Genomic DNA, 22,900 nt, shown 5'->3' with positions numbered 1-22,900 from the left:
AGGAGGTGCCCTCACCGCGGACAGCGTGACCGTTCTGCAGCTTCGTCCGCGTGAGGATCTTCAGGTGATGGCTCAGGGACGACTTTGCCACCGCTGCCCGTAGTCGGCTCGTTCCACAACCTCTTCAATCTTCGATAGACATCGAATAATAAGGATGTGCCAGTGATGCCCAGCCGTTTCGCCAACCATGTTGTGATCCTGACCGGAGCTGGTTCCGGGATCGGGCAAGCTGCCGCACTGGCGTTCGCGAAAGCGGGAGCGCGGGTGCTGGGAGTCGGGAGACGAGCCGAGGCATTGCGGGAGACGGCCGATCTCCATCCGGCCATCGAGACGCTCAGTGCCGACGTCAGCGCCACAGGCGCACCCGAACGGATCGTGCAGGCCGCGGTCGATCGATGGGGCCGCATCGATGTCCTCGTCAACAACGCCGGAGTCCTCGCGATGATGCCCCTGGGTCAGGTGACCGCCGAAGGCATCAACCAGGTACTGGCCACCAACGTCACCGCTCCGAGCCTTCTGGCAAGCGCCGCCCTTCCGTACCTGCGGCGCTCCCAGGGGGTGATCGTCAACATCAGCAGCACGTTCGGGCACAGGCCAATCGCGCACGCCTCTCACTACGGCGCCTCGAAGGCTGCGATCGAACAGCTGACCCGAAGCTGGGCACTGGAGTTGGCGCCCGACAACATCCGGGTCAACGCAGTGGCTCCCGGCCCCACCGAAAGCGGAGCGTTGGCCGGCGCCGGCTTGTCCGCCAAGGAAATCGATCACCTCAAGGATGCCGAGGCAGCACGCATTCCGTTGGGCCGCCGTGGCGAACCCGAAGAAGTGGCCGAATGGATCCTGCGCCTGGCCGACGCGCAGACCGCCTGGCTCACCGGCCAAGTGCTCACGGTCGACGGCGGGCTCGAACTCGCCTGATCACGGCGCATGCCCAGCGACAGGTGCCGTGCTGTCCGAGTCCTTTGGACTCCCCCGCGGTAACAGAATCGGCTCCGCCGAGGTAAGAAGGCGATCCGGCTGAACTCGGCCTGCGCAGGTCTCGGTGTACTAGCGTGCTTCGGGTGATGACGGCGGATGACGTGTTGTCTGTGCTTGCGCTGATGCGACGGGCCGGGGTCGGAGTCTGGATCGGCGGGGGATGGGGCATAGATGCCCTGCTCGGCAAGCAGACCCGTGAGCACCGCGACCTGGATCTCCTGCACCCCGGGGGCCGGGAAGACGATGTCGTGAGAGCCCTGAACGGTGTCGGCTTCGTGGAGAGCTTGAACTGGCGGCCCGTGCGGTTCGTGGTCGCGGCATCGGGCGGACGGGAAATCGACCTCCACCCCCTCACTTTTGCAGCGGACGGCTCTGCCGTGCAGGCATCCCTCGACGCAGAGCGCCCGTTCGTCTATCCCGCGCCGTGCTTCGTGACCGGCATGATCGGTGACACGTCGGTTCCATGTCTGTCGGCCGAGCAGCAGGTCTATTTCCACCAGGGCTACGAGCCGACCGACCGTGACCGTCACGACATGGCCCAGCTCCGGCATGCCTTCGGAATCGCCACGCACTTCTGACGTGGGCGGCGTTCGGCGAACACGCGAACGAACTCGGCTGAGCGGTCCCGCCCCCGGACGAGAACCTCGCGGACTCCGGCCGGGCGCACCCCGGTGCACCGCTGCAGCAGGCGGCTGCCGAACCCCGGTGGTTCTATGGGGTCCATGACCAGCAGGACAGTCGTCGTCGAGCGCCGCATCGCCGCAGCCCAGGGAACCGTATGGGAAGCCCTCACCGATCTCAGGGGCATGGAGCAGGTACTCAGCAGCGTTTCGAGGACCGAAGTTCTCACAGACGGGGCGTTTGACGTGGGCACGCGGTGGCGTGAGACCCGGCGCATGTTCGGCAAGGACGCCACCGAGGAGATGTGGGTGAGCGCGAGCGAGCCGCCCAGGCGCTACGTGGTGGAGGCCGAATCCCACGGCACCCACTACGTCTCGGAGTGGGCGCTGCGGGCGGACGGCCCGGCCACGACGACGGTCCGCATGACCTTCACGGCCGTGCCGGCCGGCGGCTTCACGGGCCTGCTCGCCAAGGTCCTGGGCGGAGTGGGCGCACGGGCCGTCAGCAAGGCGATCGCGAAGGACCTGGACGACGTCGCCACGGCGGTAGAGGGCCGCAGCAGCTGAACCTCCCACTGCCTGACGGACCTTGGGACCGATCACAGTAGGCAGCCGGAGATGCCATCGGGCGGTCCCGCAATGGTTGCCATGTGCCATGGGACCCACGTTCGAACACCTTCAAAGCCGGTGCCCGACACATCACAAGTCCCATCTGCCCCGTCAACGGGGATACCGGCGAAGCCATCTGACGCCTGCCTCCCGAGCAGGCCCGGGTGGGCCACACGGTGCATCAACAGTGACAGTGCCTTGGTCGGTCTCGTCGTCGCATGCCCCGCATCTGCTGGTTCCTCACCCTCAAGGGAAGAGTGAGACATCACTCGACTGGCACATGAGGGCTCTACTCGTGCGTACTATCTCTAGACACTGCTGCACATTGCGGCAGTTATGTCCTGCGGGTGTCCCAGTCAGCACAGCCTGGGCACCTGCCTCCACCCGCTCGCGTACCGGGTTCGTGCTTCTCACCGCCGTACCCGCGAGCTGCAGAAAGGCCCATGACATGTCTGAAATTCAGGCCCACGCCACAGGACTGACATCGCAGTACATCGCCCAGGTGACGGGCGACCTTGAGCGCAACGTCAAGGAGCAGGAACGCATCAGTGCGGAAATCGAGGCGCTGCAGGAGCAGTTGGGCGCCCTGCAGCACGACCACTCCGTGCTGGTGAGCATGCAGGAGGCACTCGGCGGCGCGAAGGCAGTCGACGAGGCAGACACCACGGCCGCGCCGACCGTACCGCGCCAGGCCACCGCCGAACCCCGGCAGAGCACGCCGAAGAAGGCGGCCGCCACGAGTGCAAAGACGACGGCATCCAAGAAGGGGGCCGCCAAGGCCCCGTCCGCCAAGACCTCGTCCGCGAAGGCACTGTCCGCGAAGGCACCGTCTGCGAAGGCACCGTCCGCCAAGGCCTCGACCGCCAAGGCACCCACGACAGACACCAAGCCGACCCTCGTCAACCTGATCCGCGGCCACCTGGAGCAGCAGAGCGAGCCGCGGTCCGCCACCGAGGTCTCCGCCGCGCTCACGCAGGCCCACCCTGACCGCGGCGTCAAGACCACCGTTGTGCGCACCACCCTCGAAGGGCTGGTCGCCAAGAGCCAGGCTCAGCGCACCAAGCAGGGCTCGTCCGTCTTCTACACCGCGACGGCCGCTTCGGAGCCTGCTGCGGCCGAGCCTCAGCAGGAGACAGTGGCCGGCTGAGCACGCTCAGGAGCGCCCATCTCACCGCCACCAGGGGGCGGTCCGATGGCGCTCCGGCCGGAACCTCATCGTGCAGGGCCCAGCCGGCGTGCGGCGGTGCGGGAGTGGGCCTCCCCACGCCGTCGCCTGCGCGCTCCGGACCGGCACCGAAATCCATGGATCCACATCGCTGGACCAGGTTCCGACTGACGTGTCGGCCCAGCAGCTGCGCCGGAGCACGATGGGGGTCACCGTCGCTGCCGACCGGCTTGCGGCTGCCCGGCACACGAAGCAGGACAGTTGTCATCGACGGGGCGGCCCTGCTGCGACCGCCGCCCCGTTGGCAAGTACGTTGTCACCTTCCACGGTCACCAGCAGACCTCTCGGGCGCCCGATCCTCATGGTGGCCGTTGTCGCTCTCTTCGGAAGGCACTTGCCGCCGGAGTGCCGATGATCGGGATCGGGATCGCCGGGATTTGACGTCACTCAGACGTCACTCATGGGTGCATGCGCGCACCCTTGAGGACCTTGTCCACCGCGTTGCGCGGCCCGTGAACGGCCATCCCCGCCAGATCGAGCTGGTCCTTTCCCACGGCCCGTACAGCCGCCCGGTTGTCCCGGTCGTTGCCCGTGCTGAACAGATCCGAGGTGAACACGGCCCTAGGCAGCGAGCGCGACAGCGCACGGCCGTGCGCAGCGGTCAGCATCTCCTTCGTCCCCTCGAAGACCAGCACGGGCTGGCGGAACATCGGCAGGTACGCCGTGCCGTCGGCGTCCGTGTACGGCTCGCCGATCACCTCGGGTGACACCGTGCCGAGCCCGCTGACCAGGAAGGCGGTCACATTCAGCCGCTGCCAGGACTCAAGATCCTCCCGCAGCAGGACAGCGATCTTGGTGTCGAAGCGGACAGGCACGTTCTCATCCCCTGCGCCCATCTCGATCCCGGTTCCGGCCTCGGTCTCATCGTCGTTTCTCATGCTTCGAGACTCCAGGGTCCGCGCCCTCTGCGTCTTGTACGTTCTTTGCGTGATGCCCCGGCAAGAGATCTCCGCTTGGCGCCCCCCAGTCGCGGGCGTCGTGGAGGTTTTCCACGCACACTTCACCGAGCACGCCTACCCCATGCACGTCCACGACGCCTGGACGTTGCTGATCGTCGATGACGGCGCGGTCCGCTACGACCTGGACCGATTCGAGCGTGGCACCCCGAGCGACACCGTGAGTCTGCTCCCGCCACAGATCCCGCACAACGGCTCACCGGCCACCCCTCAGGGATTTCGCAAGCGCGTGCTCTACCTCGACACGACACAGCTGGACGAGAGCTTCATCGGGCCGGCGGTGGACGGCCCGGACCTCACCGATCCCGTGCTGCGCAGACGCGTCGGACAGCTGCACACGACTCTCGCGAACCGGGGAGACGAGTTCGAGGCGGAGAGCCGTCTGGCCTTCATCGGCGAGAGGCTGCGCGAGTATCTGCGCCCCAGGCTGGTCCTCGGCAGCGCGGCACCCGACCGCGACATCGCCCGGAGTCTGCGTGACCTCCTCGACGAGCGTCTACTTGAAGGCATCGCCCTGGAAGAAGCCGCGCGCCTGGTACACGCCCACCCCACGCATCTCGTGCGAGCCTTCAGCGGCGCCTTCGGCATCGCCCCGCATCAGTACGTGATGTCCCGTCGCGTCGACCTGGCCCGCCGTCTGCTGCTCGACGGACAGCCGGCGGGCGAGGTGGCGACTGCCGTCGGCTTCTACGACCAGTCCCACCTCACCCGGCACTTCAAGCGAGTTGTGGGCGTCACCCCGGGCCGGTACGCCCGAACCGGGGCCGTCCGCCGATGACGGACCGCGCACAGTTGTCTCCACACGTGCGCCCCAGCGGCAGAAGCACACCGACAGCCTGAGGCCGCGCGGCAGCGCTGTGGACTCCGGGCTGGGAACCAGCGAGCGCAGCAAGGCCTCCCCGACCGCCCGTGATCAATGAGTTCATGTCGACGCACCGGCCGTGATCCACCGACTGAACGATCTTTGAAGACTGGCTCTGGGCAGCCCTGCTGGGAAGCGGGCTGAGCCAATCGGTGTAGCTGCCGGATGAGCGGGCCTGTCGTCGGCACCGGGTGGGCAGGAATGGCGGCGGAGGTGTTTCCGAATGCCCAGCGGCGACGCGCTCGTACTCATCGATGACAGTGGCCGGGTGGTCGAGTGGGGGCATCCGGCTGAGGAGCTGTTCGGGTGGTCCGCCGAGGAGGCCGTCGGCAGGTCCGTGGCCACGCTCATGAGTGAGGCCGCCGCCGGCGGCGAACGGCAGTGGGAAAGGTTCTCGGAGACGGCCTCGGTGCTGGTCAAGCCGGTGCTGCAAGGTACTTCCGTGATGTGGCATGTGCTCCCGGCGGGGAACGCCATGTCGGGGCAGGATGTGGCGATCTTGAAGGCCATGTTCGCCCATTCCCCGGTCGTACTGCACGTCCTCGACAATCAGCTGCGTGTGGTCCGCATGAGCAGCGCCGCCGACGGGCTGAGCAACACTCGCGTGCTGGGCAAGCATTTCACCGAGGCGTATGAACTAGCAGACCCAGAGGCAGAAGCGGCCGTGGCGCAGGGAGTCCTGGAGGGCGGAGTACCGGTGGTGAACCGGCTCGTCCGGCACGTCAAGGCACCGGGTCGGGCCACGCGCCGTATCCACTCCGTCTCCTACTTCCGCCTGGAGGACTCCCACGGCGATGTGGTCGGACTGGTGGCATCCGCGGTCGATGTCACCGAGCGGGAGAACGCACAGAATCGCCTGGCGCTCCTGGACGCAGTCCGCCGACGAGTGGGGCACCGGCTGAACGTGGGCATCGTCTGCCAGGAGCTGGTGGAGGCAGTGGTACCCGCCTTCGCCGACATCGCCTACGTCGAAGTGATCGAAGACGTCATCCGCGGAAACGAGCCCCCGCCGGTACCAGTCCGCCGGGACGTTCCACTGCGCCGAACAGCCTTCCAAGGCCGAATCGCGTGCCACCCGGTCGAAGTCGTGCGCCCTCTGCCGGTCGGCACCCCCTTCTCCGACGTCCTGTCCGACCTTCGGCCGCGCCTCGTGTCGATCGATGAGGACAGCTCGTGGCCGGCCGCCGACCCGGCCCGAGCCGAAGTCATCAGGCGATCCGGTGCACACTCCCTGATCGTGGCGCCGCTGGCGTTGCGCGGCCATGCTCTGGGCGTGGTCAGCTTCTACCGCCACCAGCAACAAGACCCCTTTGAAGAGGAAGACGTCGCGGTGGCGTCCGCAGTGTGTGCCCATGCTTCGCTCTGCATCGACAACGCCCGTCAGTACATGCGCGAGTGGATTGTCGCGCAAACTGTCCAGCGCAGGCTTCTCCCCCAACCGACGGCCGCGCATACCACCGTGGAGCTCTCCCAACTCCACCTTCCTTCTCCGGAGGGCGGCGGCGCATGGTTCGACGCGATCGCGCTGCCCGGCGCACGGACCGCGCTGGTCGTCGGCGACGTGGCAGGCCATGGCATCGCCGCAGCCATCACGATGGGCCTTCTACGGACGGCCATCCACACACTCGCCGCCCTGGACCTGCAGCCCGACGAGCTCCTGGCGCGCCTCAGCGACACCGCGGGCCGCCTCGCCGCCGCGTACGCCGAACTGCCCATGGATCCTCTGGACCGTGAGCCGCTCACCGCCGGCTGCGTCATCGCGGTCTACGACCCGGTCGAACTCACCTGCACCATCGCCCGCGCCGGCCTCCCGGAGCCGGTCGTGGTATTCCCCGACGGCACCTCGGCCGACCTGTCCGTCCCCCCAGGTCCCCCACTCGCCGAAACAGGTAGCGCCCCATTCCCCGCGACGACCGTCAGCCTCCGCGAAGGAAGCACTCTGGCGATGGGCACGGCCGCGCTCGCGGACCAGGTCCTGGCGCCATCCGGTCCACTGCGCCCGCTCCTGGACGGCGCCGGCACAACGCCCCTGCCGGACCTGTGCGACGACATCGCACACGCACTCCCGGACGGCACCCAAACCGGCGAGACACTGATGCTGCTCGCCCGCACGAAGGCGCTGCCCAAAGACCGGGTACTGACCCTCTCGCTGCCTGCGGGCCCCGAGGCCGCACCGATCGCCCGCGCAGCGGCCCGCCACCAACTGGAGGCCTGGGGGGTGGACGAGGAGACGGCGTACACCACCGAACTCATCGTCAGCGAACTCGTCGGCAACGCGGTCCGCTACGGCACTCCGCCCCTGCAACTACGCCTGATCTTCGAGCAAATGCTGACCTGCGAGGTCAGCGACACCGCGACCAGCGCTCCGCAGGTGAAACATGCCCGCACCATCGACGAGACCGGCCGAGGACTGTTCATCATCGCAAGCCTCGCGGACCAGTGGGGCACCCGCTACCAGGCGCAGGGAAAGACCGTCTGGGCAGAGCAACCGACATGGGTGTCGACAGAACGCCGAAACGATGCCGGGCGTCCCGCCTGAGGGCGTCGCAGCCGTGCTGGAGGAGCCGTCCGGCGTAGTGGAACTCGTCGATACTGTGACCGCCGGCTCCGTACGGCCGGTCACCGTTGCCGCGGCTCACTGATGCCGCTCGCGACCTTGGTGCCGCTGCCCTTCATCGGATGCCAGGGCTGTCTCGCCCGGGGCCGGGCCCGCCATGCACCGACCACTCGGCGCCCCGACGATCCCCACTTCGACAGGTCAGGGTGTTCGTAGGGTCAGGGTGCGGTCGCCACGCGTTGGAGTGCGGCGCCGAGTGCGGCGAGGTCGTGGCCGGCGAGGTTGTCGAGGACGTGCCGTCGGATGCTGGCCAGATGGGAGGGCCAGGCTTCCCGCAGACGGGCGAGGCCGTCGCCGGTGAGGACGGCGTTCCATCCGCGCAGGTCTTCCTGGCACTTGGCTCGTTGGATGAGTCCCTGCTTTTCGAGGCGGTTGACGACGCGGGTCATTCCGCTGAGGGACAGGTTGCAGACAGCGGCGAGTTCGCTCATCCGCATCCGGTGGTGGGGAGCCTCGGACAGGAACATGAGGGGGGTGTACTCCGAGAGGGGAAGCGCTCCGTCACGGACCATGTCCGCGTCAACCAGTCGCGGCAGCGCCGTCATGACATTGCCCAGGGCGCGCACGAGCTTTTCCTCGGTCTGGTCCAAGGGGCGCAGGGGCTCTTCGTCGTGGGGCATGCCTCACATCCTATCTCCTTGACAAGGCAAGTACTCGGTCATTTACTTGACTCGGCAAGTACATATCCAAGCAAAGGAATAAAAGATGACAAGGATTGGCATCATCCTCGGCAGTACGCGCCCCGGACGTAATGGCGAGGCCGTCGCCCACTGGGTACACGGGTTGGCCACGGCCCGCACCGACGCGGAGTACGAACTCGTCGACCTGGTGGACTACAAGCTGCCGCTGCTGGATGAGGTCTACCCGCCTGCGATGGGTCAGTACAGCCAGCCGCACACGCAGGAGTGGGCCGCGAAGATCGCCTCGTTCGACGGCTTCGTCATCGTGACCCCCGAGTACAACCATTCGGTGCCCGGCGCTCTGAAGAACGCCATCGACTTCCTGGCCGCCGAGTGGGCCAACAAGTCCGTCGGCTTCGTCAGCTACGGCTCCACCGGCGGCACCCGCGCCGTGGAGCATCTGCGCCTGATCGCCGGTGAGCTGCAGATGGCGGACGTCCGCTCCCAGGTGGCGCTCTCCCTGTTCACCGATTTCGAGAACTTCAGCGTCTTCAAGCCTGCCGACCTCCACCGCGAGTCCCTCACCACCACCCTCGACCAGGTCGTCGCCTGGAGCAACGCCCTCGCTCCGCTGCGCGTCGGCTGACGCGAGACATCACGAGGCGCCGATGACAACGCCCCGCACCGGCGTCGCGACGCCGGTGCGGGGCGCGGAACCTGCGCCACCCTTTCGACCGCGACGGGAATGACAGACCCGTCGATGTCGGGGCCTCGATCGCGCTCGGACCGGACACGTTCGGTGACGTGACCCACGACACCCAGGGCCGGCCGCTGTCGCGCGGCGAAACGATCCGGAACCCGGTGGCGCAGGGGTGTCCTCGCGCAGGGACAACACAGAAAGACGGACAGAATGCAGTTCGGAATCTTCACGGTCGGTGACATCGCACCCGATCCGGTCACCGGCTACACCCAGAGCGAGGCGGAACGCATCAGCAACGTGGTGCGAGTGGCGCAGCGGGCCGACGAGGTCGGCTTGGATGTGTTCGCACTCGGTGAGCACCACAATCCCCCCTTCGTCCCGTCCTCGCCCACCACCCTGCTGGCACACATCGCGGCGCTGACCGAGCGCATCATCCTCAGCACGTCGGTCACGCTCATGACCACGAATGACCCGGTGAAGATCGCCGAGGACTACGCCATGCTCCAGCACGTGGCGAAGGGACGACTCGATCTCATGGTCGGGCGTGGCAACACGGTGCCGGTCTATCCGTGGTTCGGAAAGGACATCCGGAAGGGTGTGGCTCTCGCTCTGGAGAACTACAACCTGTTGCACCGGCTCTGGCGGGAGGATGTCGTGGACTGGGAGGGCACCTTCCGCACCCCGTTGCAGGGCTTCACCTCGACCCCGCGGCCCTTGGACGACGTGCCGCCCTTCGTCTGGCACGGCTCGATCCGCACGCCCGAGGTCGCCGAGCAGGCCGCCTACTACGGCAACGGGTACTTCGCCAATCACATCCTGGCGCCGAACCTGCACTTCAAGCCGCTCGTGGACTTCTACCGCGCACGTTTCGAGCACTACGGGCACGGCACGAAGGAACAGGCAATCGTCGGTCTTGGCGGGCAGGCGTTCATCGCCCGACGCTCCCAGGATGCCGTGAACACCTTCCGCCCGTACTTCGAGGAGTACCCGGTTTTCCGGGGCAGCTCGCTCGATGACTACATGACCCGCACACCCCTGAGCGTGGGCAGTCCGCAGGAGGTCATCGACAAGACCCTCACCTTCCAGGAGGGTTTCGGTGACTACCAGCGCCAGCTCTTCGCGCTCGACGGCATGGGCCTGCCCGTCGAGATGGCGCTCGAGCAGGTCGAGCTGCTCGGAACCGAGGTCGTCCCGGTGCTCCGCAAGGAGATGGCCGGCAGACGCGCCCCTGGAGTGCCCGACGCCCCCGTCCACAGCACCCGGGTCACGGAGAAGTACGGCGATGCCGAGCCACGGCAGCCGCGCCCGAACCCCAACCGCGGCGACAACCTCTCCGGCGCGTCCCCGTACCAGGACAGCGACCCGGCCGTCGAGGCACACTTCCCGTCGGCCGTGTGACCAGGGCAGGCAGCGTTTCCACTCGCGATCGAGGCGTGGGAGGCCTTCTCCCCGGCGAGGTGCTCCGCGACGTCGGCCTCGCGCGCCTCGAGACCGCCGAGGACGAGGCAGCGACATCCACCGCGCCGAAGGAAGAGGAAGAGAACCCCGCATGAGCCTCACCACCACCGACCCGCACGATTCCGCCGAACCGGAGGACCCCTTGCGCCTCGTCGTCGTCAGCGCCGGTGTGAGCGACCCCTCGTCCACCCGTCTCCTCGCGGATCGCACCGCGCAAAAAGTTCTCGACCTGCTCCTCGAATCCGGCAGGTCCGCGACCGTCGGCGTCATCGAACTCGGACCGCTCGCGGTCGACACCGCCCAGGCGATCGTCTCCGGATTCCCCGGTGAGCGCCTCAAGACCGTGTTCGAACGCCTTGCCGCTGCCGACGCCGTTATCGTCAGCACACCCGTATACAAGGCAGGCATCAGTGGACTGTTGAAGTCTTTCGCCGACATCCTCGACAACGACCTGCTCATCGCCAAACCGGTCATCCTCGCCGCCACCGCGGGCACATCCCGGCACGCCATGGTGGTCGACGAGCAACTCCGGCCCCTGTTCGCCTTCCTGCGCGCTCTTCCCGTGCCCACCTCCCTCTTCGCCGCTCCCGAGGACTGGGGGCAGGCCGCGCTCGGCGACCGGATCCAACGCGCCGCCACCGAACTCGTACTCCTGCTGCGCAGCGGCGTCGGGCGGTCGATCGCCGACAGCGCCTGGACCGGCTACCAACACCAATTCGGCGGCAACGCCACCCGCGCCGAACACACCGCCGACGACGTCGACTTCACCACCGACCTCATGCGACTCGCCGCCGGCGGAACTGCGTGACAGCGCGCATACCCACCGACGGAAGCGCCGACCGGGAACACCGCTGCGCGACGGCCGTGGTCTGTTGCAGGGGGGCCCACAGCGCCCCGGTGCCGAGGCCTGGTGACGGGCATCGCGTCAACTACGTACAAGGACAAGTGGAAGCGTCGCTTTCCAAGTCGGTCCCCGCGCCCACCACCGCGCCCAGCTTCAGCGGGCCGGGCCCAGGGCGCGCCTCCCCTGAGCCGGCGTCGGCTCGGTGAGCGCACGCGGCCCCGGCACCCCGGCGCGCACCAGCGCACTCAGCAGCCCGAAGGACGCCTCCTCCAGGCTCCCGAGAACCGTGCGCCGGTCCCTCGGTTCGATCGGTGCGACGGACGGGACCGCGAGGACATGGCAGCCCGCCGCCTCCGCCGAGGCGACGCCCGTGGGAGTGTCTTCCACGGCCACACAGGCGCCCGGGGCCACACCCAGGGCTTGGCAGGCGGCGAGGTACGGGTCGGGGTCGGGTTTCGTGCGGAGCGTGTCGTCGGCGGTGACGGTGGTGGTGAACCGGCCCGCGCCCAAAGCCTCCAGGGCCTTCACGACGGTATCGGCGACGTGCCGCGGCGAGGCCGTGACCAGGGCGGTGGGAACGCCCTCGCTGCGCAGCGCCACGAGCAGCTCGACCGCGCCGGGGCGCGGCACGACGTCGGCGCGCACCCGGGCCGCGAATTCCCTGTGGAGCTCGGCGGCGACCGCGTCGACCGGCGCGCCGGCGGCCAGGCCGAGTGCCTTCGCCGTGTGCTCCACGGGGCGGCCCAGCACATCGGGCTGGTCGGCCTCGGTGAGTGCGTACCCCAACCCGGCAGCCACCTCGTCGACGGCCCCCCACCACAGCTGCTCGGTGTCCACGAGGGTGCCGTCCATGTCGAACAGCACGGCCTCCAGCAGCGACGGCTGGACGGGCGTGGTGCGAGGGTGCTTCACAGAGGTCTCTTTCAGCGGGTTGACGTAGGGCGGGTGCTGACGTGCTGCAGGGCAGTACGCCTGCAGCACGTCCTGCGGGCAGTCGGATGCGGCGGCGCCGGGTCAGTGGCGCCGCGCCGCGACCAGCACCGGCCGGTCCGGGAGCATCACGGTCACGGCGGTGCCGGCGGCGAGTACCGCCGCCTCGTGCGTCCGCAGGTCGGCCTTGGCCTCGGTGCCGTCGGCGAGGCGGACGGTGACGCGGGTGACGGCGCCGAGGAAGGCGGTGGCGACGACCCTGGCGTCGCCCATGTCGTCCGCGGTGAGCCGGACGCTTTCGGGTCGTACGAGGACGTCCACGTCGTTGCCCTCGCCCGGGTCGCCGTCCACGGGCAGCCGTCGTCCGAGGACCGCCACCGTCGTGCGCTCGGCGTCGAGGACGCCCGGGATCCGGCTCATGGTGCCGACGAACTCGGCGACGAACGCAGTGGCGGGCCGCGCGTACAGCTCGGCGGGGGCAGCGCACTGCTCCAGCCGCCCCGCGCGCATCACGGCGACGCGGTCGGCCATCGAGAGTGCCTCTTCCTGATCGTGCGTCACAAAGAGTGTGGTGATGGCGAGTTCCTGCTGCAGGCGGCGGATCTCCTCGCGGAGCGTCAGCCGTACCTTGGCGTCGAGCGCGGACAGCGGTTCGTCGAGCAGCAGGACCCGCGGGCGCAGCGCGAGCGCGCGGGCGAGCGCGATGCGCTGCTGCTGCCCGCCGGAGAGCTGGTGCGGGAAGCGTTCACCCGTATCCCCGAGGCCTACCAGCTCCAGCAGCTCGGCGGCGCGGGCGCGCCGCTCGGCCGTACGGACCTTGCGCATGCGCATCCCGAACGCGACGTTGTCGAGCGCGGTGAGGTGCGGGAAAAGGCTGTACGACTGGAAGACCATCCCGGCGTCGCGGCGGTGGGCCGGCACCCGGGTCACGTCCTCGCCGTCGACGAGTACCTCGCCGGAGTCCGGGTGTTCGAACCCGGCGAGCACGCGCAGTGCGGTGGTCTTGCCGCAGCCGGACGGGCCGAGCAGGGCGAGGAGTTCTCCGGGCCGCGCGGTCAGGTCGAGGCCGTCGAGGGCGACGGTCGCGCCGAACTTGCGTCGCATGCCACGGAATTCGACGGTTGCGGCGCCGGTCGTGGCGGCCTTCTCCAGCGTGTTGATCGTCATGGTGGAGGTCATCCCTGGGATGCGGTACGGGAGGGGGCGCGGCGGCCGCCGAGGGTGGCGACCGCCAGGAGGAGTGCCCAGGTCAGGAACAGGCTGAGCACGGACACGGCGACGGACATCTGGGCCTGGGAGCCGCCGATGCTGTAGATCCACACGGCGAACGGCTGGAAGCCGAGGAGCTGGGCGACCGTGAACTCCCCCAGCACGAGTGCCAGCGTGAGGAACGCCGCGTTCAGCAGCGCGCCGCGGAGGTTCGGCAGCACGGCGCGGACGAGGGCCTGCGGCCAGCCCGCGCCGCAACTGCGGGCGGCCTCGACGAGCGTGCGCACGTCGACGGCGCGCAGCCCCGCGTCGAGGGCACGGTGGACGAACGGCAGAGCCATCACCACGTAGGCGAGGACGAGCACGATCGGGAAGTCCGGGTTCTGGAGCGCGACGAACGTCTGGAAGAGCGGCGTCGTCGCGAGGTACTCGGGACCCCACTTGAGGACTGTTCCGATCCCGGCGACGAACGCGATCGGCGGGACGATCAGCGGCAGCGAGCAGATGACCTCGACCACGGGCCGCAGCCGGGGTGCGCCGAGCCGCAACGCGACCATGGCGGGCACCATCAGCAGCAGAACGACAGCGATCGTGGCGGCGGCCAGTTCGAGGGAGAGCACCAGGCTGGGCAGGAAGCCGTCGGTGCCGAGGATCTGCGCGTACGCGTCGACGTTCAGTCCCTGACCCGGCACGTCGACCGTGAAGATCACGGAGGCTGCCAGCGGCACCAGGAAGTAGAGCCCGGCGACGGCGAGGACCGCGGCCCGCCCGGGGCGGAAGGTGGTGTTCAGGCGAGCCATCGCGCGCTCCGTCGTTGCAGGGGCAGGTACACGGCCATCACCAGGCCCGCGACGAGGACCATGTCGAGGCTGAGTGCCAGAGCCACGTTCTCCTGGCCGACCAGGACGTTGCCGGAGATGGCGTCGGCGATCTGCAGGGTGACCAGCGGCACCGAGCTACCGACCATCGCGGCCGCAGTGGCGTAGGCGGCGAACGCGCTGCCGAACAGCAGCACCAGGCCACCGAGCAACGACGGCGCGAGCACCGGGAGGGCGACGTGCCGCCAGTACTGGGCATGTGTGGCGCCGTTGTTCCGGGCGGCCTCGCGCCACTGGGAGCGCAGCCCGTCGAGGGCGGGCGTGATGGTGAGGACCATCAGCGGGATCAGGAAGTAGAGGTACGTGAGGGTCAGGCCCCAGAAGCTGTACAGGGTCCAGCCCGCGTCGGCGAGGCCCAGGTGCGTTGTGAGGACACCGGAGTTGCCGAGCGTCGCGACGAAGGCGAAGGCGAGTGGCACACCGCCGAAGTTCGCGAGCACCCCGGAGGCGGTGAGTACGGCCTCGCGCAGTGCGCGGAAGCGGGAGACCACCACGGCCTGGGCGAGCAACAGCCCGAGGAGCATGGCGATGGCCGCCGAGACGGCGGACAGCTTGACGCTGCCCAGGAGCGCTGTCAGATAGGCGCCGTGCAGCGACGCGGTCAGATTGGCGGTGGTGTAGGAGGTGGCGCCGGTGGCCGGGTCCTTGACGGTGAAGGCGCCGTTCAGCATGGCCAGGGCCGGGACACCGAAGGCGATCGCCACGAAGACGAGCAACGGAACGACGGCGAGCCACCCGGCGCTCCGGCGCCGCCCCGAGGCGGCGGCGCCGGGCGCAGCGACGACGGGGGGCGGCGCGGAAGTGACAGTCATGCCGGAGGTCATCCCGAGACGGCCTTGCCCCAGCCCTGGGCGATGACGCCCTTGGCCTTGTTCTGCTGGGCCTCGGTCGGGAACGTGACCGCGCCGGAGACCTCGGGCAGCTTGGCGGCCGCGTCCTTGTCGAGCGTCCCCGCCTTGTCCATGGCCGGCATCAGCGCCGGGCGGGCGTAGCCCTTGAGCCAGAGGTTCTGGCCCTCGGCGCTGTACAGGTACTCCTGCCAGAGGCGGGCGGCGGCGGGGTGCGGCGCGTCCTTGGTGATGGCCTGCGAGTAGTACTGCGCGTACCGGCCGTCGGACGGGACGGAGACCTTCCAGTCGACGCCCTTGCTCTTGAACTCGTCGGCATAGCCGGCGTTGAGGTAGTCCCAGTCGATACTGATGGGCGTCTCGCCCTTCTCGACGGTCGCCGGGGTCGACTCGACCGGCGTGTAGTTCCCGTTCTTCTTCAGCTCGGCGAAGAAGTCCAGTCCCGGCTGGACATCGTCGAGGGAACCGCCGTTCGCCAGGGCCGCCGCGTAGACGCCGCCGAACGCGGAGCCGGACTTGGTCGGGTTGCCGTTGAGCGCGACCTGGCCCTTGTACTCGGGCTTGAGGAGGTCCTTGAAGGTGGTGGGGCAGTGCTTGACGCGCTTGGCGTCGCAGCCGATGGAGACGTAGCCGCCGTAGTCGTTGTACCAGCGTGCCTGCGGGTCCTTCTGCGCGGCCGGGATGTCGTCGTACGAGGCGACCTTGTACGACGCGAACAGACCCTGCTGGGCCCCGCTCAGGGCGAACGAGCTGCCCAGGTCCAGCACGTCGGGGGCACGGTCCTGGCCCTTGCGCGAGGTGACCGCGTTGATCTCGTCCTGGCTGCTGCCGTCGGGGTTCTCGACCTCGATCTTGATGCCGTACTTCTTGGTGAAGCCGTCGATCAGCGCGCCGTAGTTGGCCCAGTCGCGGGGCAGAGCCATGGCGTGCAGCGTGCCCTCCTTCTTCGCCGCGGCGACGAGGGCGTCCATGCCGCCGAAGTCCGTCGCGGAGGTGGCGGTGGCGGCCTTCTTGCCGTCCGGGGTGGTGGCGGACTGGCTGGTGGCTGCGCCACAGGCGCTGAGGCTGAGTGCGGCGACGGCGAGGCCGCCGGTGAGAACGGCGATCCTGGACAGGGGCAACGTCACGATCTCTCCTGGTGTGGCGCCCCGGGCGGAGATGCCCGCCGGGGCTCGACAGAGAACTTGTTTGAACAAGTTGACCTCAGTAGGCACGCCCTCCATGACGCCACGGTTAACAGAGGGGCAACTGTGACCGCCACTCTCCTGGACACTTGCCGGATGCCCTCCAGGAGAACGACCCCCTTCCTGTTCTCGTCTACGCTGGTTCACCTGCACACTGCGCACAGCACGAGAGGGGACCATGACAGCCCGACACGAGGAGATCGCCGAGGAGTTGCGCCAGGCGATCGATCGCGAGGAGTACGCGGTGGGCAGCCGGCTGCTCCCGGAGACAGAACTCGCTGCACGCTACGGCGTCTCGCGCGGCACCGTCCGCCAGGCAGTCGCCGCCCTGACGTCGGAGGGTCTGATCGGGTCCCGGCAGGGCGCGCGGCGCGTGGTGCTCGCCAGCCGCCGCAATCAGAGCTTCGCCGAGCTGCGCAGCTTCGCCCAGTGGGCGCGCGCGATGGGCCGCACGGCGACGGGCCGGGTGGTGTCCTCGCAGTACCGCCCCACGACCGCCCAGGACGCGGTACGCCTCCAGATGCCGGTCGGCGTGCCGGTGCTCCACGTCCTGCGGCTGCGCGGCCTGGACGGCGAACCGGTGCTGCTGGAACGGACGGTGTACGCGGACTGGATCGCCCCGGCCGTGGAGCGCATCGAGGCGGACTGTCCATCGGTGACGCAACGGCTGTTCGAGGACTCGGGGTTGGTCTTCGCGTACGGTGAGCATCTGATCGACGCGGTGGCGGCCGGAGCGCAGGACGCCGAACTGCTGGGCGTGCGCCGGACGAGTCCGCTGCTGCGGGTGCGCCGGGTCACGACCACCCGCGAGGGCCGCCCCGTCGAGTGGTCCGACGACCGGTACTGCTCCGACGCGGTGAGCTTCAGCGTCCACAACTCGATAGGCAACAACGCACTGGCCCGTCGCACCGGCCCGGGCGCGACGCCGGCGAGTCCCGCGAAGACAGCCGGGGGCCGCCGGGCCGGGGTCGCACCGGTTCTCGGCCTCCGGGCCCAGGCATGACCCGGGCCCAGGCATGACCGTGACGTCCCGCCCGCCCTGCGACGCCCGGCACGCGCACGCGCTACCGCACTCGCGCGCCGATTCGCCCCGTAGAAGCCACCGGTAGGCGCAGGCACCCGACCCATCCGCCGGCACATGGACCGGCTCGCCCCGAGAGGATCGACGTGGTGCAGGTGACCTGTCCCGTCTCGTCGGTCCCGACCGCGCCTGCCGATTGAGAACATCCGCTCAAGTGCCCTCCGCTGCCGTCCGTGGCGGCGCCTGCGGAGGGAGACAGGTCGACGTCCTCTGCCGGCAACTGAGGCCCGGTTCCGCATGGCAGATGGCTCCACGCAGCGAATCTGCACGAGAACTCCAGCTCACCCAAGGCCTCCTGAATGCTGCCCAGGAACGCGGCGATCCCTGCTGCCGGCCTTCGCCTGCGTCCGAGGTCCGCAGCGTGCAGCGAGGTGCGGATGACGTTCACCCGGGCCTGATTCGCCGACGAGCAGAGCTCACACGCTGCGCTCCACCCAGCGGGCGGGGGTCATGCGCGACGGGACGGTGACCGGAGCCAGGGCCGCCGGCGTTTTACGCCGCACACTGCGGCCCAGGACAACAGCCTTGCCCTGGTGGGGTGTTCCCGGCATTCGGCACGCTTCGACCCGGTCAGCCCTGCCCCCGGTCACGCGCCGGGTTGGGACAGGTTTCCCGAATGGTTCGCTTCTACGCCGCCACTTGTTTGAACAAGTTGGGAAATGCTGGCCGCTGCACTCTTTACGGCCTACGGATTTTCCGGGAGACATGCTCTTCATGAATGCCATCGACCGCAGACGGTTCATGCAACTTGCGGGCGGCACCGCTGCTCTGTCCGCTCTGTCCACCAGCATCGCTCGCGCGGCGGAGATCCCCGCGCACCGCAGGACGGGCTCCATCAAGGACGTCGAGCACATTGTCGTCCTGATGCAGGAGAACCGTTCCTTCGACCACTACCTCGGCGCGCTGCGCGGCGTTCGGGGCTTCGGGGACCCGCGCCCGGTGACGCTGCCGAGCGGCAAGCCGGTCTGGCACCAGTCGGACGGCACCAAGGAGATCCTGCCCTTCCACCCGGACGCCAAGGACCTCGGCCTGGCCTTCCTGGAGGACCTGCCGCACGGCTGGAACGACACCCAGGCCGCCTTCAACAAGGGCAAGTACGACAAGTGGATCCCGGCCAAGTCCGCCACGACGATGGCGCACCTGACCCGTGAGGACATACCGTTCCACTACGCGCTCGCCGACGCCTTCACGGTCTGCGACGCCTACCACTGCTCGTTCATGGGCTCCACCGACCCGAACCGCTACTACATGTGGACGGGTTACACCGGCAACGACGGCAAGGGCGGCGGCCCGGTCCTCGGCAACGACGAGGCGGGCTACGCCTGGACCACGTACCCGGAGCGGCTGGAGAACGCCGACGTCTCCTGGAAGATCTACCAGGACATCGGCGACGGCCTCGACGCGGACGGCGGCTGGGGCTGGATCGGGGACGCCTACCGAGGCAACTACGGCGACAACTCGCTGCTGTACTTCGACCAGTACCGCAACGCCAAGCCCGGCGACCCGCTGTACGACAAGGCCCGCACCGGCACCGACGCACGCAAGGGCGAGGGCTTCTTCGACATCCTCCGTGCCGACGTGAAGGCCGGCAAGCTGCCCGAGGTCTCGTGGATCGTCGCGCCCGAGGCCTTCACCGAGCACCCGAACTGGCCCGCCAACTACGGTGCCTGGTACATCTCGCAGGTTCTGGACGCGCTCACCTCCAACCCCGATGTGTGGAGCAAGACAGCGCTGTTCATCACCTACGACGAGAACGACGGCTTCTTCGACCACGTCGTGCCGCCCTTCCCGGCCGGCTCGGCCGCGCAGGGCAAGTCCACCGTCGACGTCAGCGGCGACCTGTACGCGGGCGACAGCGGCCGCCCGGCGGGGGCGTACGGCCTAGGTCAGCGCGTCCCGATGTTCGTGGTGTCGCCGTGGAGCAAGGGCGGCTACGTCTGCTCCCAGACCTTCGACCACACGTCGATCATCCAGTTCATGGAGCGCCGCTTCGGCGTGACGGAGCCCAACATCTCCCCCTGGCGCCGTGCCGTCTGCGGTGACCTGACCACGGCGTTCGACTTCCGGCACAAGGACAGCCACACGCCGCACCTGCCCGACACCACCGGCTACCTGCCGCCGGACGGTGACCGGCACCCCGACTACGTGCCGACGCCGCCGGCCAAGGGCGCGCTGCCCCGCCAGGAGCACGGTCTGCGCCCCGCCCGACCCATCCCGTACGACCTCGCGGTCGATGGCAAGGTCGGCGCCGCGGGCTCGCTGCGGATCGACTTCGCCTCCCACGGCAAGGCCGGCGCCGGCTTCCTGGTCACCTCCGCGACGGACGCCTCCGGCCCGTGGACGTACACCGTCGGTTCGGGGCACTCGCTGTCCGGCGTCTGGAACGTCTCCGCGAACTCGCACGGCGCCTACGACTTCACCGTCCACGGTCCCAACGGCTTCCTGCGCCAGTTCGCCGGCAAGGTCACCGCCGCAGGCCCCGAGGTCGGCGCCCGACACGACAGCAAGGACGGAGCCGTGCGCCTCGTCCTGACCAACGACGGCCGCAGCACCGTCACGCTCACGATCAAGGACGAGTACGGCAAGCACAAGCCGGCCACCTACCGGCTGCGCCCCGGCGCCCACGTGGTGCACTCGGCCAGGACCGAGCGTACCCATGGCTGGTACGACCTGACCGTGACCGCCGACCACGACGGCACCTTCGTGCGCCGCCTTGCCGCCCACGTGGAGAGCGGCCACGCGAGCACCAGCGACCCGGCCTTCTCCGCCCGCTGACCCCGCTGCCGTTCCGGCCGCGGCCCGGTACCACCGGACCGCGGCCGACGCCGCTCCACCAAGGTCTTTCGTTTGGATCAGGCTGGATCAGGGAGCGGGGTCCGGAGCGTGCAGCTGCAAGGCGGAGGAGGGACCCCACGCGGAGCGAATGGGGCGTCCCCTGCTCGAGCGAAGCCGAGAGCTCGGGGAAAACTGACGACAACGCCGCAGATGTGCGTGCCAGACCCCCGCGAGCCCAGCATGATCCAAACGAGAGGCCCTAGCTGTCATCTGAGGGGGACGTGCCGGTCCGTCTCCGCGCGGCGGTCACCCGGCGCTCCATTCGGACTCCGGCCATGCGTACTCGTCGAAGCCGGCCGGGAGCTTCCCGCACGGGGCGTAGGCACTGACGGCGAGCGTCCCGGTGGGCTCGTACCAGTCCACGGCGACCATGTCGTCGGTGTCCGGGTGCTCGAAGCGGAACCCCATGTCGGAGACGTTCTCGCCGGTGAGCCTCCAGCCCTCGTGCTCCAGCCGTCGGCGTACGCGCTCCTGGCCGGCACGGGCGGTGCTTCGCGGGACGTCTGTCACCCGCCACTCGAGAACAAAGCTGCGCACGTCGCTGCGGCCTTCGTCGATGTGGGCGATGGACCGCAGCCCCCGGTAGTAACACGTGCCCGTTTCCACACCACTGGAATTCACGCCAGGCCGCCCAGGCAGCGCCACTTCCTCGTACACCCGCTGAGCCTCCCCCTTGAGCCGTACCGCAACCTGGTCAGGCACAACCCCCGGATACGGCTCTCCCTCCCACACTCGGTGACCGACCACGGACAGGCCCACGGCCAGCAGAGCGCCGGTGAGCCACAGAACCGAAGGAACGGAGCACTTCCTCAGCATCCGCTGCTCCCTCCCTCGACCCAGCGGGCGCTCGGACAGCAGGCACCCGGCAACACAACGGCGAAATCACTGGTGAGACCCCGAACCGAGCACATGAATCGGACGGTAGAAGACCACGACCACCCCGCACCTGAGGGCAACTACTCAGACCTGCATGAGTAGTTGCCCGGCCGGCATCACAACGGACCCGGATGCCGACCCGACATGGCGTCAGGCGGCCTTCCTCAAGGTGTTCTTGGACTCATCGGTGGTTCGGTGCACCGTCGTCCGTCGGCGGGCCATCACCAGCGTCGTGCCCACCGCCAGGCTCAGCGCGGGCAGCACAGGAAAGCGGCCGCCATATGCGAAGCCCCGCATGGCGAACCAACTCAGCGCGGCAACGGTTGTCGCCAGGCCGAGCCACAGCGGCCAAGAGCGGCGCAAGCCGATGTCCGGCCGGACTCGCTCGTACAGAAGCGCCTGCCGGCGCTCCAACGGCCGCAGCGCCAGGAGAACACCGACCAGGGCAACGCCGAGAACCAGCAGCCAAGGCACCCGCAGCCCCCACCATGCCGCGGACCCGAACGCGGGCTCGGGCGCGATCCCGGTCAGGTAGAACGCGGCGGCAACGACCAGAACCGGCAGCATGTGCCACAGATACAGCGTCATGCTGGCGCCGCCCACATGGCGTACCGCCCGCCACACACGCTCGCGGTCCAGAAGCCGCCGTACCGCCGGCGCGGCAAGCAGACACAGGCCGACCTGGGCCACTGCCCACGCCAGCATGGCCGCCGACGGCGGATCGGTGTTGCTGGGGTTCTGCCCGGTCACCAGGATCAGGCTGACCGGGAACGGCCCGAGCGTGATCAGCGCCGCGAAGGCCAGTCCCCCGCCCGCCGCCATCGCGACCGGCACCCGTCGACGCCCCGTCAGCAGGCCGTCGCGCCAGCAGAAGCCCAGCTGGTAGGCCACGCCCCACACCAGCACATAGTTGAGTAGACCGACGTACGGCACCCGTACCGCCAACGTCAACGCGTCGGCCGCCAGGGCGGCCGCGCCCATCGCCACGGGAACGAGCAGGCCCCAGCGCCGGTGCGCCGCGTGCAGCGACGGAGTCAGGGCGCTGAGGAGCAGATACACCGGCAGGAACCAGAACTGCATCGCCATCGCCCACCCCACCAACGCGAGGGTGTCCGGGTCCACGCCGACGGCCGAGCAGATCCCGACGGCGAGCAGCACCAGCCCGCTGTACACGGCCGCCGGAAGCAGTAGCCGCAAAGCCCGCCGTCCGACCCACCCGGCGGCCGTACCACCCGTCTCACGGACCCGCGACCAGGAACCGCCCGCTGCGTGCCCCCCGGCCAGGAAGAACAACGGCATGATCTGGAACCCCAAGGTCAGCCACTGGGTCCAGGGAATGGTCGCCAGCAGCTCCGGCGCGGTGATCTGCCCACCTGGTCCTGGGACCAAGGCGGTGATCAGCCAGTGCCCCATCACCACCAGGACGATGGCCCACGCGCGCATGAAGTCGACATAGCGGTCTCTGCTCATGCGTCGTCATGCTGTCGCAGAGGCGATGGAACCACGGTGGGAAGTCGAGACCGCAACCAATTCGTACTCGGTACGACATCACTCCCGTGTCAGGAGTCCG

General features: G+C 68.9%; 19 protein-coding genes and 1 pseudogene. 11 read left to right on the top strand and 9 right to left on the bottom strand.

Annotation, left to right across the window (positions count from 1 at the left end):
- Positions 1 to 165: 165 nt before the first annotated feature.
- The 4 genes from OHB49_RS40525 to OHB49_RS40510 all read left to right on the top strand — a co-directional run bounded on the left by OHB49_RS40525 (position 166) and on the right by OHB49_RS40510 (position 3,354).
- The gene (locus tag OHB49_RS40525) at positions 166 to 918 is read left to right on the top strand and encodes an SDR family NAD(P)-dependent oxidoreductase (protein ID WP_329165953.1); all 753 of its coding nucleotides are present in this window, start codon (positions 166 to 168) and stop codon (positions 916 to 918) included.
- Positions 919 to 1,064: 146 nt separating this feature from the next.
- Positions 1,065 to 1,556, top strand: a complete 492-nt coding sequence (locus tag OHB49_RS40520; RefSeq protein ID WP_329165952.1) for a nucleotidyltransferase domain-containing protein — start codon at positions 1,065 to 1,067, stop codon at positions 1,554 to 1,556.
- 144 nt (positions 1,557 to 1,700) lie between these two features.
- Positions 1,701 to 2,165 (top strand): SRPBCC family protein, encoded by a 465-nt coding sequence (locus OHB49_RS40515; protein ID WP_030979859.1) that lies wholly within the window; start codon positions 1,701 to 1,703, stop codon positions 2,163 to 2,165.
- A gap of 490 nt (positions 2,166 to 2,655) precedes the next feature.
- Entirely contained in the window at positions 2,656 to 3,354 is a 699-nt protein-coding gene (locus tag OHB49_RS40510) for a hypothetical protein (RefSeq protein WP_329165951.1), read from the top strand.
- A 476-nt stretch (positions 3,355 to 3,830) separates the two neighbouring features.
- On the opposite strand, the gene OHB49_RS40505 is transcribed toward OHB49_RS40510, so the two are convergent.
- A complete protein-coding gene (locus OHB49_RS40505) occupies positions 3,831 to 4,268 on the bottom strand; it encodes a DUF2000 domain-containing protein (protein WP_329166794.1) in 438 nt (145 codons plus the stop codon).
- Between the two features lie 94 nt (positions 4,269 to 4,362).
- Between OHB49_RS40505 and OHB49_RS40500 the strand changes: the two genes are divergently transcribed.
- Both OHB49_RS40500 and OHB49_RS40495 read left to right on the top strand, forming a co-directional pair.
- Complete coding sequence (locus tag OHB49_RS40500) at positions 4,363 to 5,166, top strand: AraC family transcriptional regulator (protein WP_443079692.1); 804 nt, start codon at positions 4,363 to 4,365, stop codon at positions 5,164 to 5,166.
- Between the two features lie 307 nt (positions 5,167 to 5,473).
- Positions 5,474 to 7,789: an ATP-binding SpoIIE family protein phosphatase gene (locus OHB49_RS40495; protein ID WP_329165948.1), complete on the top strand. Its 2,316-nt coding sequence runs from the start codon at positions 5,474 to 5,476 to the stop codon at positions 7,787 to 7,789.
- Between the two features lie 236 nt (positions 7,790 to 8,025).
- Here the strand turns inward: OHB49_RS40495 and OHB49_RS40490 are convergent, their stop codons facing one another.
- Positions 8,026 to 8,487: a MarR family winged helix-turn-helix transcriptional regulator gene (locus OHB49_RS40490; RefSeq protein WP_329165946.1), complete on the bottom strand. Its 462-nt coding sequence runs from the start codon at positions 8,485 to 8,487 to the stop codon at positions 8,026 to 8,028.
- 85 nt (positions 8,488 to 8,572) lie between these two features.
- Here OHB49_RS40490 and OHB49_RS40485 point away from each other — a divergent pair, with 85 nt between their 5' ends.
- The 3 genes from OHB49_RS40485 (at position 8,573) to OHB49_RS40475 (ending at position 11,453) form a co-directional block, all read left to right on the top strand.
- Positions 8,573 to 9,133, top strand: a complete 561-nt coding sequence (locus OHB49_RS40485) for an NADPH-dependent FMN reductase (RefSeq protein ID WP_313935316.1) — start codon at positions 8,573 to 8,575, stop codon at positions 9,131 to 9,133.
- A 264-nt stretch (positions 9,134 to 9,397) separates the two neighbouring features.
- Positions 9,398 to 10,585 (top strand): CE1758 family FMN-dependent luciferase-like monooxygenase, encoded by a 1,188-nt coding sequence (locus OHB49_RS40480; protein ID WP_329165945.1) that lies wholly within the window; start codon positions 9,398 to 9,400, stop codon positions 10,583 to 10,585.
- 151 nt (positions 10,586 to 10,736) lie between these two features.
- On the top strand, positions 10,737 to 11,453 hold the full coding sequence (locus OHB49_RS40475) for a CE1759 family FMN reductase (protein ID WP_329165944.1): 717 nt from the start codon (positions 10,737 to 10,739) through the stop codon (positions 11,451 to 11,453).
- 270 nt (positions 11,454 to 11,723) lie between these two features.
- On the opposite strand, the pseudogene OHB49_RS40470 reads toward OHB49_RS40475, so the two are convergent.
- The 5 genes and pseudogenes from OHB49_RS40470 to OHB49_RS40450 all read right to left on the bottom strand — a co-directional run.
- A pseudogene (locus OHB49_RS40470) lies at positions 11,724 to 12,401 on the bottom strand (HAD family hydrolase); the annotation flags it as partial.
- 102 nt (positions 12,402 to 12,503) lie between these two features.
- A complete protein-coding gene (locus OHB49_RS40465; RefSeq protein ID WP_329165941.1) occupies positions 12,504 to 13,586 on the bottom strand; it encodes an ABC transporter ATP-binding protein in 1,083 nt (360 codons plus the stop codon).
- 8 nt (positions 13,587 to 13,594) lie between these two features.
- Positions 13,595 to 14,428, bottom strand: a complete 834-nt coding sequence (locus tag OHB49_RS40460) for an ABC transporter permease (protein WP_313935319.1) — start codon at positions 14,426 to 14,428, stop codon at positions 13,595 to 13,597.
- On the bottom strand, positions 14,416 to 15,318 hold the full coding sequence (locus tag OHB49_RS40455; protein ID WP_030979847.1) for an ABC transporter permease: 903 nt from the start codon (positions 15,316 to 15,318) through the stop codon (positions 14,416 to 14,418). The genes OHB49_RS40460 and OHB49_RS40455 overlap by 13 nt, the downstream gene beginning before the upstream one ends.
- 8 nt (positions 15,319 to 15,326) lie before the next feature.
- Positions 15,327 to 16,481 (bottom strand): ABC transporter substrate-binding protein, encoded by a 1,155-nt coding sequence (locus tag OHB49_RS40450; RefSeq protein ID WP_030979846.1) that lies wholly within the window; start codon positions 16,479 to 16,481, stop codon positions 15,327 to 15,329.
- A 235-nt stretch (positions 16,482 to 16,716) separates the two neighbouring features.
- On the opposite strand from OHB49_RS40450, the gene OHB49_RS40445 reads away from it, so the two are divergent.
- A complete protein-coding gene (locus OHB49_RS40445) occupies positions 16,717 to 17,541 on the top strand; it encodes a GntR family transcriptional regulator (RefSeq protein WP_078853075.1) in 825 nt (274 codons plus the stop codon).
- Between the two features lie 792 nt (positions 17,542 to 18,333).
- Positions 18,334 to 20,394, top strand: coding sequence for a phosphocholine-specific phospholipase C (locus OHB49_RS40440; RefSeq protein ID WP_329165936.1), 2,061 nt, complete (start codon positions 18,334 to 18,336; stop codon positions 20,392 to 20,394).
- 306 nt (positions 20,395 to 20,700) lie between these two features.
- Here OHB49_RS40440 and OHB49_RS40435 read toward each other — a convergent pair whose 3' ends face one another.
- Both OHB49_RS40435 and OHB49_RS40430 read right to left on the bottom strand, forming a co-directional pair.
- Complete coding sequence (locus OHB49_RS40435; protein ID WP_329165935.1) at positions 20,701 to 21,156, bottom strand: hypothetical protein; 456 nt, start codon at positions 21,154 to 21,156, stop codon at positions 20,701 to 20,703.
- Between the two features lie 324 nt (positions 21,157 to 21,480).
- Positions 21,481 to 22,800, bottom strand: a complete 1,320-nt coding sequence (locus OHB49_RS40430) for an acyltransferase family protein (protein WP_329165933.1) — start codon at positions 22,798 to 22,800, stop codon at positions 21,481 to 21,483.
- Between the last annotated feature and the right edge of the window lie 100 nt (positions 22,801 to 22,900).

Source organism: Streptomyces sp. NBC_01717, from assembly GCF_036248255.1.
Lineage (GTDB): Bacteria > Actinomycetota > Actinomycetes > Streptomycetales > Streptomycetaceae > Streptomyces.
The sequence above is the reverse complement of the archived record's forward strand: the minus strand, read 5'-3'. Positions and strand labels throughout refer to the sequence as shown.

Bases quoted from the DNA above. Each gene is read 5' to 3' on its own strand.
- OHB49_RS40495 (WP_329165948.1), top strand. From the start codon at position 5,474: ATGCCCAGCGGCGACGCGCTCGTACTCATCGATGACAGTGGCCGGGTG.
- OHB49_RS40490 (WP_329165946.1), bottom strand. From the start codon at position 8,487: ATGCCCCACGACGAAGAGCCCCTGCGCCCCTTGGACCAGACCGAGGAA.
- OHB49_RS40515 (WP_030979859.1), top strand. From the start codon at position 1,701: ATGACCAGCAGGACAGTCGTCGTCGAGCGCCGCATCGCCGCAGCCCAG.
- OHB49_RS40480 (WP_329165945.1), top strand. From the start codon at position 9,398: ATGCAGTTCGGAATCTTCACGGTCGGTGACATCGCACCCGATCCGGTC.
- OHB49_RS40510 (WP_329165951.1), top strand. From the start codon at position 2,656: ATGTCTGAAATTCAGGCCCACGCCACAGGACTGACATCGCAGTACATC.
- OHB49_RS40525 (WP_329165953.1), top strand. From the start codon at position 166: ATGCCCAGCCGTTTCGCCAACCATGTTGTGATCCTGACCGGAGCTGGT.
- OHB49_RS40485 (WP_313935316.1), top strand. From the start codon at position 8,573: ATGACAAGGATTGGCATCATCCTCGGCAGTACGCGCCCCGGACGTAAT.
- OHB49_RS40440 (WP_329165936.1), top strand. From the start codon at position 18,334: ATGAATGCCATCGACCGCAGACGGTTCATGCAACTTGCGGGCGGCACC.
- OHB49_RS40465 (WP_329165941.1), bottom strand. From the start codon at position 13,586: ATGACGATCAACACGCTGGAGAAGGCCGCCACGACCGGCGCCGCAACC.
- OHB49_RS40500 (WP_443079692.1), top strand. From the start codon at position 4,363: ATGCCCCGGCAAGAGATCTCCGCTTGGCGCCCCCCAGTCGCGGGCGTC.
- OHB49_RS40520 (WP_329165952.1), top strand. From the start codon at position 1,065: ATGACGGCGGATGACGTGTTGTCTGTGCTTGCGCTGATGCGACGGGCC.
- OHB49_RS40455 (WP_030979847.1), bottom strand. From the start codon at position 15,318: ATGACTGTCACTTCCGCGCCGCCCCCCGTCGTCGCTGCGCCCGGCGCC.
- OHB49_RS40430 (WP_329165933.1), bottom strand. From the start codon at position 22,800: ATGAGCAGAGACCGCTATGTCGACTTCATGCGCGCGTGGGCCATCGTC.
- OHB49_RS40505 (WP_329166794.1), bottom strand. From the start codon at position 4,268: ATGGGCGCAGGGGATGAGAACGTGCCTGTCCGCTTCGACACCAAGATC.
- OHB49_RS40445 (WP_078853075.1), top strand. From the start codon at position 16,717: ATGACAGCCCGACACGAGGAGATCGCCGAGGAGTTGCGCCAGGCGATC.
- OHB49_RS40460 (WP_313935319.1), bottom strand. From the start codon at position 14,428: ATGGCTCGCCTGAACACCACCTTCCGCCCCGGGCGGGCCGCGGTCCTC.
- OHB49_RS40475 (WP_329165944.1), top strand. From the start codon at position 10,737: ATGAGCCTCACCACCACCGACCCGCACGATTCCGCCGAACCGGAGGAC.